Source organism: Blastopirellula sp. J2-11 (assembly GCF_024584705.1).
In the GTDB taxonomy this organism is placed as follows: domain Bacteria; phylum Planctomycetota; class Planctomycetia; order Pirellulales; family Pirellulaceae; genus Blastopirellula.
Genome location: NZ_CP097384.1, coordinates 4,294,702 through 4,312,564 on the forward strand (window position 1 = coordinate 4,294,702; position 17,863 = coordinate 4,312,564).

Sequence of the window (17,863 nt, forward strand, 5' to 3'; positions counted from 1 at the left end):
GCTGAACGTTCTATATTTTGAACTTAGTGCGGAACCATCGCCGTCTTGGCGGCGACTGAATCCGAGACCGCTTTCTCACCGACAGAAGGGCCGGCGTCTTTTAGGATGCCGATCACGCTTTGCTTGCTGACGACGTCGCTCAGCACATAGACTTCGCCGGGGCGATTGGCCGGGAAGACGGCGAACATCGGAATCGAGTTGTAACCCATTCCGTTCAGCAGCGCCTTGAGCGGCGGATCTTCGTTCGTATAGTCGATGATCTTCGGCACGATGCTGTTTTGCTTCACTACTTCAGCGACCTCTTGCGTATCAATCACCCGCGCGAAGTTGTACTTGCAGTTCGGACACCAGGTCGCGGTAAAGTCGACCATCACGGTTTGCCCTGACTTTTGGAGGGATAACAGGTCCTGCTCGATCGTCGCGTATTCCGACTCGGCGACATACTGCCAAGGGATCTGCGTCTCACCTTTGACGAGCAGCGCGAAGGAACCGTACGCACCGACAATCGCCACCGCGATCGCAGCTCCCCAGTATTTCATCGACGTGCCAAACTCTGCTCCTGGCGGAGTCAGCTGCAAGATCCAACAGCCGATTCCCAAAAAGACCAACAGCGCCAATGTCGGCAACAAGTAATCTTTGTCGACGACCGTCAACAGATAGACGACAGTCCCCAACAGCACGAAGCCCATCAGGTTTTTGAATGTTTCCATCCAAGCGCCCGGCTTCGGCAAAAAACGAATGAGCGACGGGAACGCGGCGACTACCAAATAAGGAGACGCCATGCCCAAGCCGATGCAGGTGAAGACCAGGAAGGTCACATAGGGCTCGCTCGCCAACGTGAAACCAAATACCGGCCCCAGGAAGGGTCCGCTACAAGGAGTCGCCAAAAGCGTGGTGAAGATTCCTTTGAAGAACGCGCCGCTGTAGCCTTCGCGCGAGGTCAATTCGCCGGCGGTCGAGCCGCCGATAAAACCGGGGATCTGCAGTTCCCAGACTCCCAAAAAGCTAAGCGCCATGACAAACACCAGGCTGAGCAGCGGAATCGAGAACCAAGGATTGCCAAATTGCGAACCCCAACCTTGCGCCGCATTATCGCCGGCGGCCGATTCGGCAAAGACATGGGCGCCGATCGCCAAGACGGCGAGCGCCCAAAAGACCGAGAGCAAGCCGAGCGTATAGACGGCGTTCAAGCCGAGCACGCGCGTGCGATGTTCGCCTCCTTGATGAGCGAAAGCCATGATCTTCAGACCGACAACCGGCAGCACGCACGGCATGAAGTTCAACAAGCCGCCGCCAACCAGCGCCAACAGCATCGCCATATAGAGACTAGTGATTTTTTCGGAGTTAACCACTTGCCATGTCGCGCCGCCGGCAGCCCCCACTTCAACTGGCGGCTGCGGCGCTTCGATCGCCGTTTCGACTTCTTCGCCTGCCGCTGCGTCAGCGGCTGCACTATAAGGCGCTTCGCTCAGAGCGAGCGGTACGGTATCGAGATCGGTCGCGTCGCCAACTTTTACCAGCGCTTCAAATTTGACTCCCGCTGGTCGATCACAAGTCGCGTCGGTGCAGGTCTGGTAACCCAAGAATCCCACAATCGGATGCTCGCCGAAAGCGGCGTCTTGGGGAACCGAGATCTCGAACGACCAGGTCGTGTCGCCGTGGTGATACTTCAGCGGCGCTTCCCCTTCGATAAACGCTTTTTCGATGACCGGGTTATCGGTCGTCGGCGTCGTCATCTTCCACGGCGTCGCTTTCGCCAATCCCATGACGGTTGGTTTGTAAATCAGCGGGTCGACCGTGTCATACGCGTAAACGTGATAGCCGTCCGTCACATTGACAGTCAATTCGACCCGCACTTTTCCGCCGGGCTCGACAACTTTCGGCGTGATATTACCGCGAATAATCGAGTGCCCGCCTACGGTGCTAAAATCACCGAGCTTGCCCATGATCTGATGCTTGATCGGCGAAGCCGCATCGCCGCTGGGCGCCAACATCTTGGTCGGTTTAAAGTCAGCGGGGACTTCGAGCTTCGCTTCGCCAGCATACTTCGCTTGCAATGTTTTCCGCTGCGGTACGCATGTTCCGGCGTCAGAGCAGGTTTGCCCCGAGTACTTGATCTCAAGCGTCAACGTCTTCGGATCCACCCCTTCCGGCCAAACGAACGGCGCCTTCCAAGTGACCGAGTGATAATGTTTCTCTTGCGGCACCGGCATGATGTCGTCCGGCGGAACCACTTTTGGCTTTTGATTGGTGACGAACTTACCAGCGACAATGTCGGCCGGCGTCGTCAACTTCGACGGCAGCGGCCCACCAGGCTTTTGCGTGATCGAATAGAGATACCAACCGTCATCGACTTTGGCGGTCACTTCGATCTGACCAATATGCTTCTCGGGATCGACGACAAACTTGCCGGTCACCTTCAGATTGGGATCGTTTGCGGCCAGGCCGTTGTCGAGACCTTCCAATCCGGCGAACGGATCAAAGCCTTGCGCCCGCACGCTGGCCGTGAGCGCCAACAACAGGAGCGAAACGTAACTCGACAAACGCAATACAAGCTTCGAAGTCATGCGCGAATCAAACTCGAAGGGAGTGAATGGAAGGCTGGGAAGTTTTCAAGCAGCAGGCGAATGCATCGCGCTGGCGTAGCGCGTTCACCCTTATTCTATCCTTCATCGTTTCAATTGCTCCACCAGGAGTCAGTGAAACAAACGACACTTCATCTGCTAGCGGCGACGACGTCTCTCTATTTCAATAGAAACTGCAGTCGGCGTAAAGAGATATCCAGCCGAGAAAGAACCGCCGCCGGATCGGGAAATTGCCGCCGCTCGAGCGCAATCCACTCGATCCACTGCAACCCGGTCAACAGCACCGCCGAGCGATCAAATACGGTAATCGCCCGGCGTTCTGCGGCAGATAGCGGGCGCAGTCGCTCATAGCGTGCGAGAAAATCCTCCCAACGATTGCGGTCATCCTCAAACAACGATCCGCAAATACGGGCCAGATCACCAGCTCGCGATTCGATTCGAACGGCGCCAAAATCGATAACTCCGGTCACCAAAGCGCCTGTCAGAAAAATATGGTCTCTATGGATATCACGGAGACACGCGTGCAGCGGCAGCGGAGTCGACACGGCCGCTTGTAGTTCGCCCCCAATCGTGGTCGATGCGTACGCGAACGATTGAAGCGTCTGCTGCGCGATTACCGCAAACTCGGGCCAAGCAAGTCGCTCGATCGCGTCGTTCACCATGGTCTTATCGATCGTCCGCCAGCGCTGGAGCATCGCCAGACGTTGCTGCAGTCCTGGGGAGGGTTCTAACGAAGATGCGTGCTGAGCGGCCGCTTGATGGATTGCGGCGATCGCCGCAGCGACGGCGTCTTGTTGCTGGGGCGAGATCGTATCCTTTTGCAGCACCGCACCGGGCATCCACTCGGCCAATTCCCAGAACTCCGATGCATTTTCAGTGAACGATTCCCCCTCTACCGTCGTATAGAGTTTAGGAATGAACTTTAGATTCGACTCGCGCCACCTATGTTGTAGAGAGTGGACAAATCGTAAGCGGGAAGAGGTTGTTTCCGCAGGCCACCGACGGAGCGCATAAAACCGGCGATCGGACTCGATTCGCCAGATTGCGCCCCCACTGAGGCCGCCAGCTGAACCAAGCGATGTGATCTGACACGGCTGTCGCAGAAGTTCGGGAAACCGCGGAAGCAGTTCGGACGCCTCGGCGATCTCGCCGGTTTTTGACAAATTCTGCGATTGGTCGGGGTTGTCAAACATGGCGCTACCGAAAAAATTCCTCTAGACGTTCTAATTCCCCTGCGCGGAATTATGCACAATTTTTGCAAAGAGACTGCCGGAAAACTTTTCCCAAATCCGCCCATGTGAGAAAATGGGGTATATTTTAGGACCCTAGCAATCCTCATGCGGCGGACACGCCTCCTCGCTTCGCCTCTTGTCGCTTCGTCTGCCCCCAAACATTTAGCTCCCCGCATTAAGAGAAGATGATAATGAAACTGTCGACCCTATTGCGGTCAACTCTCGCGGTCTTGGTTGCCGCAGGGCTGACGTCCGTTATTTGTCCGCCGTCGGCGTTCGCCGAGGATGCGGTCGCCGCCAAAGACGCGTCAGCTGACGCCGCCAAAGCCAATGAGAACGCCGACAAAGTCATGGCGACCACCGGCGGCTCTTCTAGCGACAGCAAAGAGGGGGGAAGTTCGGCCAGTCAGCCCGATCATGCCCGCATTTTGAAAGATTTCAAAAAGGTTGACGGCTTGATCCCCATGTATCACAAGGGGAATCGCCTGTACCTGGAACTTTCGTCGCAACACTATAGCGGCGAGTACATCGTGCTAATCTCGATCAGTCGCGGTATCGGCCAATACCCGATCTACGGCGGATTCAGCTGGGGCTTTGGCGACGATTGGGTTTGGAAGTTCCGGAAGATCGACGACAACGTCCATATCGTGCGAAAGAACGTCCGCTTCAAGGCCGACAGCGACAAGCCGGAAGCCCGCGCCGTGCAACACGCCTACGGCGATAGCGTCTTGTTCAGCTTGGCTGCAGACAAAAAAGGCCCCAACGGCGGCGACCTGATCGACGTCACGCCGGTCTTTATGAGCGACCTGCCGCAGATCTCGGACGTGTTGCCGGGCGCTTCGTTCTCTCCCAGCAAATCGGTCTTCAGCGAAGTCAAAGGCTTCGCCAAGAACATCGAATTGGAAGTCGCGGCGACCTACGCGACCAGCGGACGCATGAACATTGATTCGGTCCCGGACAGCCGCGGCGTGGGGATCGACATTCACTATTCGATCAGCAAAATTCCTTCCAACGGCTACAAGCCCCGTTTGGCCGATGATCGCGTTGGTTACTTTTTGACCGTGGTGAAAAACTTCTCGCAGTCGAAAGACGACCAGTTTGTTCGCTACATCAATCGCTGGGATCTGAAAAAAGCGGAACCGAGCGCCAAGATGTCAGAACCGGCCGAGCCGATCCTCTTCCACCTGGAAAACACGGTTCCCTACAAGTACCGCAAGCCGATCCGTGACGGCATTCTCGAATGGAACAAAGCCTTCGAAAAAGCTGGTTACATCGACGCAGTCCGCGTTCGCCAACAAGAAGACGACGACTCGTGGGATCCGGAAGACGTGAACTACAACACGTTCCGCTGGATTACCTCAGACGCCGGCTTCGCGATGGGTCCGTCGCGCACCAACCCGTACAACGGGCAGATCCTGGATGCGGACATCATCTTCGACGCTTCGTTCCTCAACTCTTGGCAACAAACGTTTGAAGACATCAACCCGCAAGGCATCGCCGCGCTAACCGGCGGTTGGCCCGAACGTCAGGCCGAAATTGACAAACTGACCGGCGGCATCCCGGGACGCACTCCCAGCGCCGCGCCCAGTTCGGCCTGCATGCTTGGCAAGGGGATGACCAGCCAAATGGCCTTCGCCAATCTGATCGCCGCCGAAGGCGCCGCCGCCGCAGAAGATCGTGAAGAAGTTCGCGAAAAGCTGTTCATGCAAGGCTTGAAAGAAGTCACGATGCACGAAGTGGGACACACCCTCGGCTTGCGTCACAACTTCAAAGCGAGCAAATTCCGTTCGCTGGAAGAGATGAACGACCTCAAAGACTCGACCGACGGCATGGTGTCGAGCGTGATGGACTATGTTCCGGCCAACATCTCGCCGAAAGACGAGAAGCAAGGCGATTACTTCCCGCAGACAATCGGCAAGTATGATGTCTGGGCGATCCAGTACGGCTACACCCCGTACTCCGGCGGAACCGATGGCGAGAAAAAAGATCTCGACAAACTGGCGACTCGCAGCGGCGAGCCGGGTTTGACCTTCGCGACCGACGAAGATACGACCAGCAGCGCTCCTGATCCCGACTCGAACCGTTTCGACTTCGGTGAAGACGCGATTAAATTCGCCGAACGTCAGGCGAAAGTCGTTCAAGAAGCGATGGATGACCTGGTCAATCGCGTCGTGAAGGATGGCGACGACTACTCGAAAGCTCGTCGTGCGTTCAACGTGCTGCTTAGCACGCACGGTCAGGCGATGTTCTTCGTTTCTCGCTATGTCGGCGGTATCCACACCAGCCGCAGCCATAAGGGAGACAAAGACGCGCTGCCCCCGATGAAAGCGGTCGATATCGAAAAGCAACGCGCCGCTTTGGCCTTGCTCGAAGAGCAAGTCTTCAGCGACAAGCCGTACGAAGTCGATCCCTCGATCTACAACCAGTTGGCCCCGTCCCACTGGGATCACTGGGGATCGTCGATGACTTCGCGTCCTGACTTCCCGATCCACGGCTATATCGAGATGTGGCAGGACCGCGTCTTGTCGCAATTGCTCTCGTCCGGCACCCTGACCCGAATGCATGATTCGGAGTTGAAAGTCGCCGAGGACGAAGAAGCGATGACGACGGCCGAATTGATCGAGCGGCTGACGAAGGTTGTCTACAGCGAGATAGACGATATCAAGAAGGGGGACGAAAAGTTCACCAACAGCGATCCGGCGATTAGCAGTTTGCGTCGCGGCTTGCAGCGGAACTATCTCCGCCGCCTGTCGAACATCGCTTTGGGAGACACGTACGCCCCGGACGATTGCCAGACAATCGCCTACGCTCAACTGATCGACCTGTCGAAGAAGATCGACTCGGCCTTGAAGAAGAAGGTCAAACTCGATTCCTACTCACAGGCTCACCTGCTGGAAACCAAAGCCCGCATCAACAAGGTGCTCGATTCCCAGCTGATCTTCGCCTCTCCGTAAGTCCGGGAGGAAAACGAAAACGCAAAAGCCCTCTCCCACCCAGAGAGGGCTTTTTTATGCGCCGCTTTCCCGCTTTCCGCTTTAGCGCCAGTCGCCGATCCCTCCGCGATCCGTTATCCTAAACGGCAGTAGAAATTCACGCCGTGCGTGCCGCCGCAGGAGATATTTCGATGAAGTTGATCATCGCTCTCATTCAGCCGACCAAACTCGATTCGCTGCGCGATGCGCTGAAAGAGATTTCGGTCGAACGTTTCACCGTTACCGACGCCGAAGGTTATGGGCGACAACGGGGACACTCGGCCACGTTTCGCGGCGTCGAATATCAAACGACGCTGCTACGCAAGATCTCGATTGAGCTGATCGTGAATGACGACTTTGTCGAAAAAGCGCTCGCGACCATCGAAAGCGTCGCTCGCACCGGGCAAGAAGGCTGTATCGGCGACGGCAAGATCTTTGTTCTGCCGGTCGAGCAAACCATTCAAATCGGAGGGGCCGCCCGCGGACCCGCGGCCGTATAAAGCAGCATGAAGATTGTCTATCTGACTCGTGACCTGATGTTTCCTAGCCAGGCACAACAAGCGGCCCGCTCCGGCGGCGTCACCCTCCAAGTGGTAGGATCGCCAGAGCAATGCACGGAAGCGATCGACGACGAAACGCACCGCGTTGTAGTTGATCTTTCGTCAACCGGCGCTCCGTTGGCCAATCTGGTAGCCGCGTTAAAAGCGAAGAAACCAGAGCTGGAGCTTATCGCCTATGGCCCGCATGTCCAAAGCGATCGCCTGGCCGCCGCCAAATCGGCCGGCTTCCGCACGATGACCAATGGTCAGTTGCACAGCGGTATGAAAATGGTCTTTGGAGAATGACCACAGAAAAGAGGAATAGAAATCGAAGGGTGCGATAGGTCGCACCTTTTTGTTTGCGCGAACGATCAGTCACAACGTTATCGCATTTCCCGACAATGAGATGGCTTTCGAGTCGGCCAGCTTCGTTTCAACAGTTGTGGTCCAGACGCGATTGGCAGGCGTTTTTTCAGAATTTTCGCCATTTCTTCATTGCCCGACATGCCATCCGCTCATTCTATCGGCTGTAAATTGCGTGCCGCATTCTCCGCCTCGAAAATATTCACCATTTTTCGCAAGTACACTACCAACTTCCTTCATCTAACATTCACACCAGCAGTGCCGAAATATTCCATCGCATCCTAACAATTTAGGAAGAAGGTTTGCACCCTTGCGATACGCCGTATATCCTAACGGCTCCTATCGCTAATATGCTTTTCGTGGAATAGCTAAGGAATATCGGATGGTTTGTGGAAAGGCGAATCGTCGGGGTTTCACCCTGGTGGAGTTGCTGGTGGTGATTGCGATTATCGGCGTGCTAATTGCGCTATTGTTGCCTGCGATCCAACAAGCCCGCGAAGCGGCGCGTCGACTGCATTGCACCAATAATCTGAAGCAGATTGCACTTGCAATGCACAACTATCATGACACGCATACGGTATTTCCGGCAGGCGTGGTCACCAACAATCCATCGAACCTTTGCCCGCAATTACAATCCGGCGTCGTCATGCGAAGCAGCGCGCCTTGGGCCGTCGTACTGCTTCCTTTTATGGAAGATGCCGCTCGCTATGAGTCGTTCGATCCTGAGGGAACCTATTTTGGACTCTATCCCAGCGGCGGTGGAAACGGAACCTCCGAAAAAGCAGCCCAGCTAATACGTAACACCCGTTTTGAGTGTCCTTCAGACAACAACTCGAACAGTGACAACGCTAATAGCAACTATTTCGCCATCATGGGAAGTTGCGCCAGCACGACTGACGAAGGTTGTTGCCGCACTCCTAATTACTCGGGGCGTATCGGATCGAACACCGGCATGTTCTACAACAATTCTAATACGCGGTTCCGCGACCTGTCGGACGGCTCTTCGAATGTGATGATGCTGGGCGAATCACGTTATTTGCAAGTCAAGGGCGGATTCGCATCTTACTACGGAAGCTGGGCTTCAAGTTATTATTGGAGCACTAGTAACGGAGAGATGTACGTTACGCTTGCGGCCATCATGAAACAGATAAACAGTTCTCCGCTCGATCCCGCGGAAGACGTAACGATAAATTTGATGACCAATACATTTGGTAGTCATCATACCGGCGGCGCTTTCTTCGCTTTGGCAGATGGGTCGATCCACTTTCAAAGCGAGAATATCGACATCAACACTTTCCGCGACTTGGGTCGCAAGTCCGATGGCCTTCCAGTTGCGGGATTTCAGCCATGAGAAAATATCGAGTCGTCTCCTACCAAGGGCTTATGCTCTTCTTGCTGTTGTCAATGCTGACCGGATGCGGAGCCAGTTCCACCGGCCCCGAGAGATATAATATCTCTGGGAGCGTCACCTATGACGGCAAACCATTAACGGCAGGCGAGATCACTTTTGAACCAGATCGTTCGTTCGGGAACTCTGGGCCCGCGACATCTCTGCTGATTAAAAATGGGCAGTACACTTCCAGCGGATGGAAGGGAATCATAGGCGGTCCGATGATTGTCCGGATCTTGGGATACGACGGCGTTCAGCCTGACGGTGAAGAAGGGGAAATGCTTCCCAATGGTCGACAACTGTTCGACGACTATACCGAGTCAGTGGAACTCCCACGCGAGACTGCGACGCGTGACTTCAACATCCCCGTAAAAAAACGTCCTGGTAAATCCCGTTAATGTTTATGGAATGACGAATGCCTCACGGGAGACTTGCATTCGTCATTCGGCATTTCGGCTCCTCACGCTTCCGGTGGCGGGGACGATTCAATATTCCCCGGTTCGTCCGCTGTCTTCCCTGCTTCGGTCGCAAACGCCGGTGGGGGGAAGCGAACTTCTCCTTCAAGCGTCACCTCATCCAGTTCGGCCTGATCGACATCGTACCGCAGCAGCAGGTAGATCGCCGTGGCCGCGATGAAGAAGAAGCCGTAGACGTAGCCATCCAGGATTCGTGCGATCAAACCGCGCCAAAAGTAAATAATTTTGGTGCCTTGAGCGGGCTCGGTCATCTCGACAGGTTCGCCAACGCCGGGCTCGATTTGCCGGAAAATCCGGATCGGGGCATCGACGGCGGCGATCTGCAAGTCGCCCATCCGTTCTCCGCCTGCCCCAATCGCAAAGGCCCAGTCGGTCATCCCCAGTGAGACGACCACGATCAAAGACGCAACGAACAACCCCAACGAGCCGACTGCCAGCGACACGGCGCCGTAGAAGGCGAAGTTAAGCGGACGCTGCGTGACGTAAGCGTACGAACGGCTGAGCGCATCGAACGCGTCGGAAGCTTCGGTCGCGATAGCGCCCCACATCAGGGGCCAGCCAAACAACAGGGGAATCAGCAGCGCGGCGGTCATCACGCCGAAGATCGCCGCGATAAAGTAAAGAACACCCGAAATAAGTAGTCCAACGTCACCAAAATAAGCGATTAACCCCAGCAGCATCGCCGGAATGGCGAACGCCAATACGCCGAGCATCGGAAATAGCGGCGCAGTAAAGAACGAGAGAAATCGGGAGAGCGAAAACAGCAGCGCGTTCTTGAGGCCGCACCGCTCATCGCGTGTCAGCGATAATGCGGTGATCCTGGCGATCGCTCCTCCAAAGATCGACCAAACGGCTGTCGCCCACAACGCGCAAAACGCGCGATAGGCCATGCTCCGGAGCGAATTGTCGACCGAGAAAAAAAGACGGTAAGGGCGCGTCGCATGAACCCAGACTTCCTGGATGGGATCCAGGATCATCAGGACGCTCCCCAATTTTCCCTCCGCGGCTTGTTCCATCGCTCGTTGAGCCATGACCGGCGAATGCAAAACCTCACCCAGTGGGCGTTCTGCAGGCTGTAAAAAGAGCTGGCCTCCGCCCCACCAGCCGACATCGACCAAAATGACGCCTGCGATCGCTAACAACAGCACGCGCAGCTGGAACGAGAGGCCAAAGGTCCGAAACAGTAGTATCCAAGGGAAGATGTCGCGCCAGGAAACGGAGCGGAGCACTTCACGGTCGTCAGTCATTCGAGATCTCCTCACGCGTCGGGGGTGTGACCGAGCGTGGGGGCATTATAAGACCGACGCGCCGTGGTTAAAACGTCACTCGTCGTCCTCGTCCGGAATTTCTCCCGAGAGTTGGCCAAATCGCTTCTCGATGTCCATCGGCATCGAGTGGCCTTCGTTGAGCCACACGCCTAGATCGATCTGCCGGCACCGCTCACAGCAGAACGGCATCGCCTTGGTGACGGCGTTAAACTCTTTTTCGCAAGTTGGACATCGCATAGCGGCTATTGTAGAGCGAAATCACTTTGCGTGCCACGGCTCACAGAGCCGTGGCACACGGAAAGCTAGTCGGACGACTTTTTCGATCCTTTGGATCCGCCAGAGCTTTTCGGCTTCGACTCACTTTTCGACGAACTCTTTGATTCGCTGGAGGAGGAACTGCCGCCCGAGTCGCTCGATGACGAGCTGCTGCTGGCGTCGCTGCTGGCGCTCTTCTTATACGAATCACTGCGGTAATCGGTGATGTAGAAGCCGGAGCCTTTGAAGATCAGTCCCCCACCGGTGCTGAATAAACGGCGCAGCTTTTTCTTTTTGCACTTAGGGCACTTCGTCAACACGTCATCACTGAGGTTCTGGAATTCCTCAAATTGATGTTGGCAAGCGTCACACTCGTATTCGTAAGTCGGCATCGTCGCATCCGGAAACGTGACTGTTTCCGCCTTGGGAAATTACGCTAGTTTAAAACGCTCGGACACTAGCCCGAAGCGCAAGCGAGGGAATGCGACCGGCTATTTCGGTCCATGTTCGCATCGCCGAACGCATTCCCTCGCTTGCGCTTCGGGCTAGTGTTCTGTCACGCGACAATTTTCAGGCGCCATGATTTTATTAGCCGTAGTGCGTTAGCACCGGTTTCTGAAGGGAACTCATTTGCGAAAGACAATTAGTGACAGAAACCGCGGCTAACGCCGTGCGGCTGATTTCGTGGAAGCCGAAAATAGCGGTTTGACAAAACACTAGTGTCCAATTGGATCCGTTAGGAGCTTTCGCCTTCCGCGGCAGCGGGGCTGCCGGTGGAAACAATGACTTGAGCAGGACGAATCACGCGGTCATGCAATTGATAACCGCTTTGCGTCACCATCAGCACATGGCCGGAGGGGACTTCATCGCTTGGTTGCTGCAGGATGGCGTCATGCCGATTGGGATCAAACGGTTGGCCCAGCGCTTCGATCGTTTTGCAACCGCGACGCGCCAGCACATCCAGCATACTCTGAGCGACCATTTTCACGCCGGTCACTATTCCGGCCGCTTCTTGCGATTGACCGGCCGACTCAAGGGCGCGATTCAGGTTGTCGATCACCGGCAACAGATCCGTGATCAGCGGAACGTCCGCATATTTGACGGTCTCTTCCACTTCACGCCGCATCCGCTTGCGGAGATTTTCCATGTCGGCCTGAGCCAGCAAGATCCGGCGCTCAGCGCCGGCCAGATCGTCGCGCAGCTTGTTCGCTTCGTCATCGAGCGAGTCATCGGCCAGCGCTTCGTCGAGTGCGCCGACGTCCTCTTGCAGCGCGTCGCTATCAAAAACGTTCAGCGGTTTTTCTTCCGGAGAGGGAGAAGATTCATTCGACACGGGTTCGTATCCTTCGTTTATTTTTCTTTCACGGCGCCATCGTCGTCGCCGGATGAAAACAAGTAATCGCGAATCGATTCCATGAACGACTTCCGATGAGGGCTGACGTTCGCATGTTCGAATTCGGCCAGTTCACGCAGCAATTCTTCTTGCCGCGTATCCAGTTTTTTCGGCACTTCAATGTACGTTTGCACGTACAGGTCTCCTTTGCCTCGGCCATGCGGATCGGGCATGCCTTGACCGCGGACCTTGAAGATCTCGCCCGAAGCGGTCCCTTTCGGAACCGTCAACATATGGGCGCCTTCGATCAACGTCGGCACTTCGATCTGCGCGCCAAGCACCGCTTGGGTATAGCTGATCGGCATTTTCAAAATTAAATGCTCGCCGTCGCGCTCGAACAGTTTGTGTCGTCGCAGCGAGATAAAACAGTAACAGTCGCCGGCAGGACCGCCGTTGGGACTGGGCTGCCCTTCTCCACTGAGTCGGACGCGCATCTGATCGTCGACGCCAGCCGGAATGTTCACATCCAGCTCTACGCGTCGGTTCTGGAAACCTTGACCGCGGCAACTGCGGCAGGGATCGGTGATTTTGACCCCGGCGCCGCCGCACGATGGGCAAGTCGTCTGCACGCGCAGGATGCCTGCTTGCTGCACGACCTGGCCATGTCCGCCGCAGCGCGTGCAGCGTTCCGGCTGCGAACCGGCCGCTGCGCCGCTTCCCTTACAGGTTTCGCACGGTTCGCGACGATCAAAGGTGATGGTTTTCTCGACTCCGCGAGCCGCTTCTTCCAAGTCGAGCGTGACTTGCGCTTTGATGTCGGCGCCTTTGCTGACGCGTCGTCCGCTGCGCGAACGGCTTCGGCCCCCAAACAGGTCGCCGAAGACGCCTCCGCCAAAGATGTCGCCGAACGCTTCGAAGATATCTTCGGCGTCCGAAAACTGGCGATGTCCCCCTTCGACGCCGGCATGACCATATTGGTCATAGCGACCGCGCTTTTCCGCATCGCTGAGCACTTCGTACGCTTCCGCCGCCTGCTTGAACTTGAGCGAGGCGTCTTCGTCGTCGGGATGGCTGTCGGGATGGTACTTGATCGCCAGCTTACGATAAGCCTTGGAGATTTCGTCCCCGTTCGCCGTTCGTGAAACGCCGAGTATTTCGTAATAATCCGCTCTTACGGCCATATCCTCTGTCCGAAGCGTAGTCAACAAAATGGGCTGCTCTCGCTAGGGAAAGCAGCCCATTCCAGTTTTAATAACAAGGGAGCGAACGCGGAGGTCCCCTCCCTTTCCATCGGGAAGATCCGACGCCGAGCTTAGCGAATGACGCCTTCGACGCGGGTATTCTTATCTTCCTTATCGAAGTTGGTCACCATCGCTTCGGTGGTCAACAGTAGACCAGCGATGCTAGCGGCGTTCGACAGTGCGGTGCGAACCACCTTGGCCGGGTCAATGATGCCGGCCTTCAGCATGTCGCAGTATTGACCACTATGAGCGTCATAGCCAATATTGGTCCCCTTCTGCGACACTTCGTCCACCACCACGGCGCCGTCGATACCGGCGTTGTCAGCGATCTGCTTCATCGGAGCGGACAGGACGCTCAAGATGATGCTGACGCCGATTTTCTCGTCACCCTTGGCGGAAGAACGAGCCTTTTCGACCGCTTCTTTGCAGCGAACCAGCGCCACGCCGCCGCCCGGAAGAATGCCTTCTTCCAATGCAGCGCGAGTCGCATGCAGCGCGTCTTCGACGCGAGCTTTGGTCTGCTTCATTTCCGCTTCGGTTTCGGCTCCGACCGCGATGACCGCGACGCCGCCAGAGAGTTTCGCCAGGCGTTCCTGGTACTTCTCTTTGTCGTATTCGCTTTCGGTCTCTTCGATCTGCTTCTTCAACTGACCGATGCGTTGCTCGAGGGCCGACTTGTCGCCGCCGCCTTGGACCAACGTGGTGTTGTCCTTGGTGACGGTGATTCGCTTGGCCTTGCCCAATTGGCTCAACGTCACCTTATCGAGCGTGACGCCCAGGTCTTCGCTGATGACCGTACCGCCGGTCAAAATCGCCATATCGGCCAACATCGCTTTGCGACGATCGCCAAAGCCGGGCGCTTTGACCGCACAGACGTTGAGCACGCCGCGCAGTTTGTTGACCACCAGGGCGGTCAACGCTTCGCCATCGACGTCTTCGGCGACGATCAACAGCGGCTTGCCGGTTCCGCTGACTTGTTCCAAGATCGGGACCAGGTCGCGAATGCTGCTGATCTTCTTCTCGAACAGCAGGATGTACGCGCCTTCCAACTCGCAATCCATTTCGGCCGGATTCGAGATGAAGTAAGGCGAAACGTACCCCTTGTCGAACTGCATCCCCTCGACGTACTCGACGGTCGTTTCGCGGGTCTTGCCTTCTTCGACAGTGATCACGCCATCTTTGCCGACGCGGTATAACGCTTCGGCCAACAGTTCGCCGATCGTGTGATCGTTGTTGGCGCTGATCGCGCCGACGTGAGCCACTTCTTCTTTGCCTTTGACCGGCTTCGCGGTCGAAAGCAGGTGGGCCTCGGCGGCGGCGACGGCCTTCTCGATACCACGACGAATCGCGGCCGGATTGCTGCCGGCGACGATATTGCGGATACCTTCTTTGAAGATCGCGCGAGCCAGTACGGTCGCCGTGGTCGTGCCGTCACCGGCGACGTCCGACGTCTTGCTGGCGACTTCGTTGACCAATTTGGCGCCCATGTTCTCGAAGCGATCTTCGAGTTCAATTTCTTTCGAGACGGTCACGCCGTCTTTCGTTACGGTTGGACCGCCGAACGACTTGTTGATGATGACGTTGCGACCAGTCGGCCCCATCGTCACCGCGACAGCGTCGGCCAGCTTGTCGATCCCCTTGAGCATTTTGCTGCGGGCATGATCGTCGAAAAGCAGTTGTTTCGCCACGCTTGAATGTCCTTATTTGGAATGATTCGGAATGACTACCTCGCGGAAAAGCGACTAGCAGCCTGTGGATCTTTGCGACAGGCTGCACTGTCGGAACTTCGCGAGGTTGGAAAACGCCACCATGGCCCTTTCCAACAGGCAGTTAGTCGTTGACGACCTTGGCGAGAATTTCGCTCTCGCGGAGGATCTTGTATTCCTCGCCGTCGATTTCGATATCGCTGCCGCCGTACTTGCCGTAGATCACTTCATCGCCGATTACGACCGACAAATCAGCGCGGGCGCCGCTATCCAGCAACTTGCCGGGGCCAACCGCCAACACGGTGCCGCGTTGCGGTTTCTCTTGAGCCGAACCCGGCAGCACGATGCCGCCAGCGGTCGTCTCTTCGGCGTCCAACGGTTGCACGACGACGCGGTCATCCAGCGTGCGAATCTTCAATTTCTTGGCCATATGCGTCTATCCTTCGTCTTTATTTTTTTGAATGTATTGGAGAGGTAACTCGAGAGAAAACGAATCGGCTTACATCATGCCCGGCATTCCCATGCCGCCCATGCCGCCCATGCCGCCCATTCCTCCCATGCCGCCCATTCCTCCGCCCATGCCGCCGTGATCGTGATGATCATGGTCGCCGCCCGCTTCTTCTTCCGAAGGAATTTCGGTGATTAGCGAGTCGGTGGTCAACAGCAGCGAAGCAACGCTCGCGGCGTTGAACAGCGCGGTGCGAACCACTTTGGCGGGATCGATGACGCCGGCTTCGACCAGGTCTTCGTAAGCTCCGGTATCCGCGTTGTAACCTTCGTTCGTCTTCTTCTGTTGACGAACGCGATTGACGACAACCGAACCTTCGACGCCGGCGTTTTCTGCAATCGTACGCAGCGGGTATTCCAGCACTTTGGCGATGATGTCAGCGCCCAGCTTTTCGTCCCCTTCCAAGCCCAGTTTCTTCAAGGACTTTTCGGCACGCAGCAAAGCGACGCCACCGCCGGGAACGATCCCTTCCTGCAGCGCGGCCTGGGTAGCGCTCTTCGCGTCTTCCAACAGGTCTTTGCGTTCTTTCATCTCGGTTTCAGTGATCGCACCGCAGTTGATCTGCGCGACGCCGCCCGCCAATTTGGCGAGACGTTCCTGCAGTTTCTCGCGATCATATTCGCTATCGGTCGCTTCGATCTCACGACGAATCTGATCGACGCGTCCTTCGATCTCGGCCTTCTTGCCGGCGCCGCTGACAAAGATCGTGTTGCTCGACGAGATCTTGACCTTCTTGGTGCGACCCAGATCAGACAGCTTGACGCTTTCCAGATCGATGCCGAGATCCTTGAAGATCGGAGTTGCGCCGGTGAGAATCGCGATATCGCCCAGCATCGCTTTGCGACGATCGCCGTAGCCGGGGGCTTTGACGGCACAGACGTTGAGAATACCGCGAAGCTTGTTGACCACCAACGTCGCCAGGGCTTCCCCTTCGATATCTTCGGCCAAGATCAACAGCGGCTTGTTGGCCTTGCTGACCGCTTCGAGAATCGGCACCAACTTTTTGGCCGACGAGATCTTTTCTTCAAAGACCAAGACGTAAGCGTCGCTCAGTTCGACAGTTTGAGCGTCTTCGTCGGTTACGAAGTGGGGCGAGAGAAAGCCGCGATCGAACTGCATCCCTTCGACCACTTCGACGGTCGTTTCGTAGCCGCGACCTTCTTCGACGGTGATCACGCCATCTTTACCGACCTTCAGAAAGGCCTCGGCCAAGACTTTGCCGATCGCCGGATCGTTGTTGCCGGCGATCGTGGCGACTTGCTCGATCTCTTTCTTGCTCTTCTCGTCGATTTTGGTGGCCATCTTGCGGACCGCTTCGCTGACGGAGTCGACCGCTTTCGCGATACCGCGCGACAGAGCCATCGCATCGGCGCCGGCGGCCAGCATCTTCAAACCTTCGCGATAGATCGCTTCGGCCAAGACAGTAGCGGTGGTGGTGCCGTCGCCGGCGACGTCATTCGTCTTGCTGGCGGCTTCTTTGACCAATTGGCAAGCGAGATTTTCGTAAGGATCATCCAGGTCGATATCCTCGGCGACGGTGACGCCGTCCTTGGTTACCTTCGGCGAACCCCAACCTTTGTCCAATACCGCATTGCGACCGCGCGGTCCAAGCGTGCTTTTCACGGCGCGGGCAAGCTTCGTTACGCCGTCTAGGAGCGGCTGGCGAGCTTCGTCGCCAAAAACCATCTGTTTTGCCACGTTTGGAATCCTCCTCTTGTGGAATCAACGACTCTCGCTGTCGTCTGGGCCGAAATGCCACAGGAATCGATCAGCGGATGGGGATGAATTGTCTCGTTCTGGTCGCTCCGCGGAGTCAGCCAACGTCAAGTTTGGCAGACCAGTCAAAGCGACGCCCACTTAGAAGCAACCGCTGTGCCAAAGTGTCGAGGACTTAACTAAGTCGCTTTTCTCAAAGGAGTTACAAATCCAACAAGTTTTGCAACTCAGGCCCCCGCACAAAGAACTTGTCGAGTTGTGCCAAATTGGCAGCGGAAA

At 56.3% G+C, this 17,863-nt stretch carries 15 protein-coding genes; 5 read left to right on the forward strand and 10 right to left on the reverse strand.

Annotated features, from left to right (window positions below; genetic code table 11):
• Positions 1 to 23: 23 nt before the first annotated feature.
• Together M4951_RS16975 and M4951_RS16980 are read right to left on the reverse strand one after the other, a co-directional pair.
• Positions 24 to 2,567, reverse strand: a complete 2,544-nt coding sequence (locus M4951_RS16975; RefSeq protein WP_262022838.1) for a protein-disulfide reductase DsbD family protein — start codon at positions 2,565 to 2,567, stop codon at positions 24 to 26.
• A gap of 176 nt (positions 2,568 to 2,743) precedes the next feature.
• Positions 2,744 to 3,778, reverse strand: a complete 1,035-nt coding sequence (locus tag M4951_RS16980) for an aminoglycoside phosphotransferase family protein (protein WP_262022839.1) — start codon at positions 3,776 to 3,778, stop codon at positions 2,744 to 2,746.
• A 230-nt stretch (positions 3,779 to 4,008) separates the two neighbouring features.
• Here M4951_RS16980 and M4951_RS16985 point away from each other — a divergent pair, with 230 nt between their 5' ends.
• The 5 genes from M4951_RS16985 (at position 4,009) to M4951_RS17005 (ending at position 9,479) form a co-directional block, all read left to right on the forward strand.
• Entirely contained in the window at positions 4,009 to 6,771 is a 2,763-nt protein-coding gene (locus M4951_RS16985) for a zinc-dependent metalloprotease (RefSeq protein ID WP_262022840.1), read from the forward strand.
• A 170-nt stretch (positions 6,772 to 6,941) separates the two neighbouring features.
• The gene (locus M4951_RS16990) at positions 6,942 to 7,289 is read left to right on the forward strand and encodes a P-II family nitrogen regulator (protein ID WP_002654451.1); all 348 of its coding nucleotides are present in this window, start codon (positions 6,942 to 6,944) and stop codon (positions 7,287 to 7,289) included.
• Positions 7,290 to 7,295: 6 nt separating this feature from the next.
• The gene (locus M4951_RS16995; RefSeq protein WP_262022841.1) at positions 7,296 to 7,634 is read left to right on the forward strand and encodes a hypothetical protein; all 339 of its coding nucleotides are present in this window, start codon (positions 7,296 to 7,298) and stop codon (positions 7,632 to 7,634) included.
• 439 nt (positions 7,635 to 8,073) lie between these two features.
• Complete coding sequence (locus tag M4951_RS17000; protein WP_262022842.1) at positions 8,074 to 9,042, forward strand: DUF1559 domain-containing protein; 969 nt, start codon at positions 8,074 to 8,076, stop codon at positions 9,040 to 9,042.
• Positions 9,039 to 9,479, forward strand: a complete 441-nt coding sequence (locus tag M4951_RS17005; protein WP_262022843.1) for a hypothetical protein — start codon at positions 9,039 to 9,041, stop codon at positions 9,477 to 9,479. The genes M4951_RS17000 and M4951_RS17005 overlap by 4 nt, the downstream gene beginning before the upstream one ends.
• 62 nt (positions 9,480 to 9,541) lie before the next feature.
• Here M4951_RS17005 and M4951_RS17010 read toward each other — a convergent pair whose 3' ends face one another.
• The 8 genes from M4951_RS17010 to groL (M4951_RS17045) all read right to left on the reverse strand — a co-directional run bounded on the left by M4951_RS17010 (position 9,542) and on the right by groL (M4951_RS17045) (position 17,566).
• Complete coding sequence (locus M4951_RS17010) at positions 9,542 to 10,804, reverse strand: hypothetical protein (protein ID WP_262022844.1); 1,263 nt, start codon at positions 10,802 to 10,804, stop codon at positions 9,542 to 9,544.
• Positions 10,805 to 10,879: 75 nt separating this feature from the next.
• The gene (gene yacG / locus M4951_RS17015) at positions 10,880 to 11,062 is read right to left on the reverse strand and encodes a DNA gyrase inhibitor YacG (protein WP_002654454.1); all 183 of its coding nucleotides are present in this window, start codon (positions 11,060 to 11,062) and stop codon (positions 10,880 to 10,882) included.
• A gap of 65 nt (positions 11,063 to 11,127) precedes the next feature.
• Positions 11,128 to 11,472 carry an FmdB family zinc ribbon protein gene (locus M4951_RS17020; protein WP_262022845.1) on the reverse strand — a complete coding sequence of 115 codons (345 nt, stop codon included), beginning with the start codon at positions 11,470 to 11,472 and terminating at the stop codon, positions 11,128 to 11,130.
• A gap of 344 nt (positions 11,473 to 11,816) precedes the next feature.
• The gene (gene grpE, locus M4951_RS17025; protein WP_262022846.1) at positions 11,817 to 12,413 is read right to left on the reverse strand and encodes a nucleotide exchange factor GrpE; all 597 of its coding nucleotides are present in this window, start codon (positions 12,411 to 12,413) and stop codon (positions 11,817 to 11,819) included.
• Positions 12,414 to 12,430: 17 nt separating this feature from the next.
• The gene (gene dnaJ, locus M4951_RS17030; RefSeq protein ID WP_262022847.1) at positions 12,431 to 13,594 is read right to left on the reverse strand and encodes a molecular chaperone DnaJ; all 1,164 of its coding nucleotides are present in this window, start codon (positions 13,592 to 13,594) and stop codon (positions 12,431 to 12,433) included.
• 131 nt (positions 13,595 to 13,725) lie between these two features.
• Positions 13,726 to 15,342 carry a chaperonin GroEL gene (gene groL, locus M4951_RS17035; RefSeq protein ID WP_262022848.1) on the reverse strand — a complete coding sequence of 539 codons (1,617 nt, stop codon included), beginning with the start codon at positions 15,340 to 15,342 and terminating at the stop codon, positions 13,726 to 13,728.
• Positions 15,343 to 15,484: 142 nt separating this feature from the next.
• Positions 15,485 to 15,790, reverse strand: a complete 306-nt coding sequence (gene groES / locus M4951_RS17040) for a co-chaperone GroES (protein WP_040352885.1) — start codon at positions 15,788 to 15,790, stop codon at positions 15,485 to 15,487.
• Between the two features lie 69 nt (positions 15,791 to 15,859).
• Positions 15,860 to 17,566 (reverse strand): chaperonin GroEL, encoded by a 1,707-nt coding sequence (gene groL, locus M4951_RS17045; protein ID WP_410050396.1) that lies wholly within the window; start codon positions 17,564 to 17,566, stop codon positions 15,860 to 15,862.
• Positions 17,567 to 17,863 lie beyond the last annotated feature (297 nt).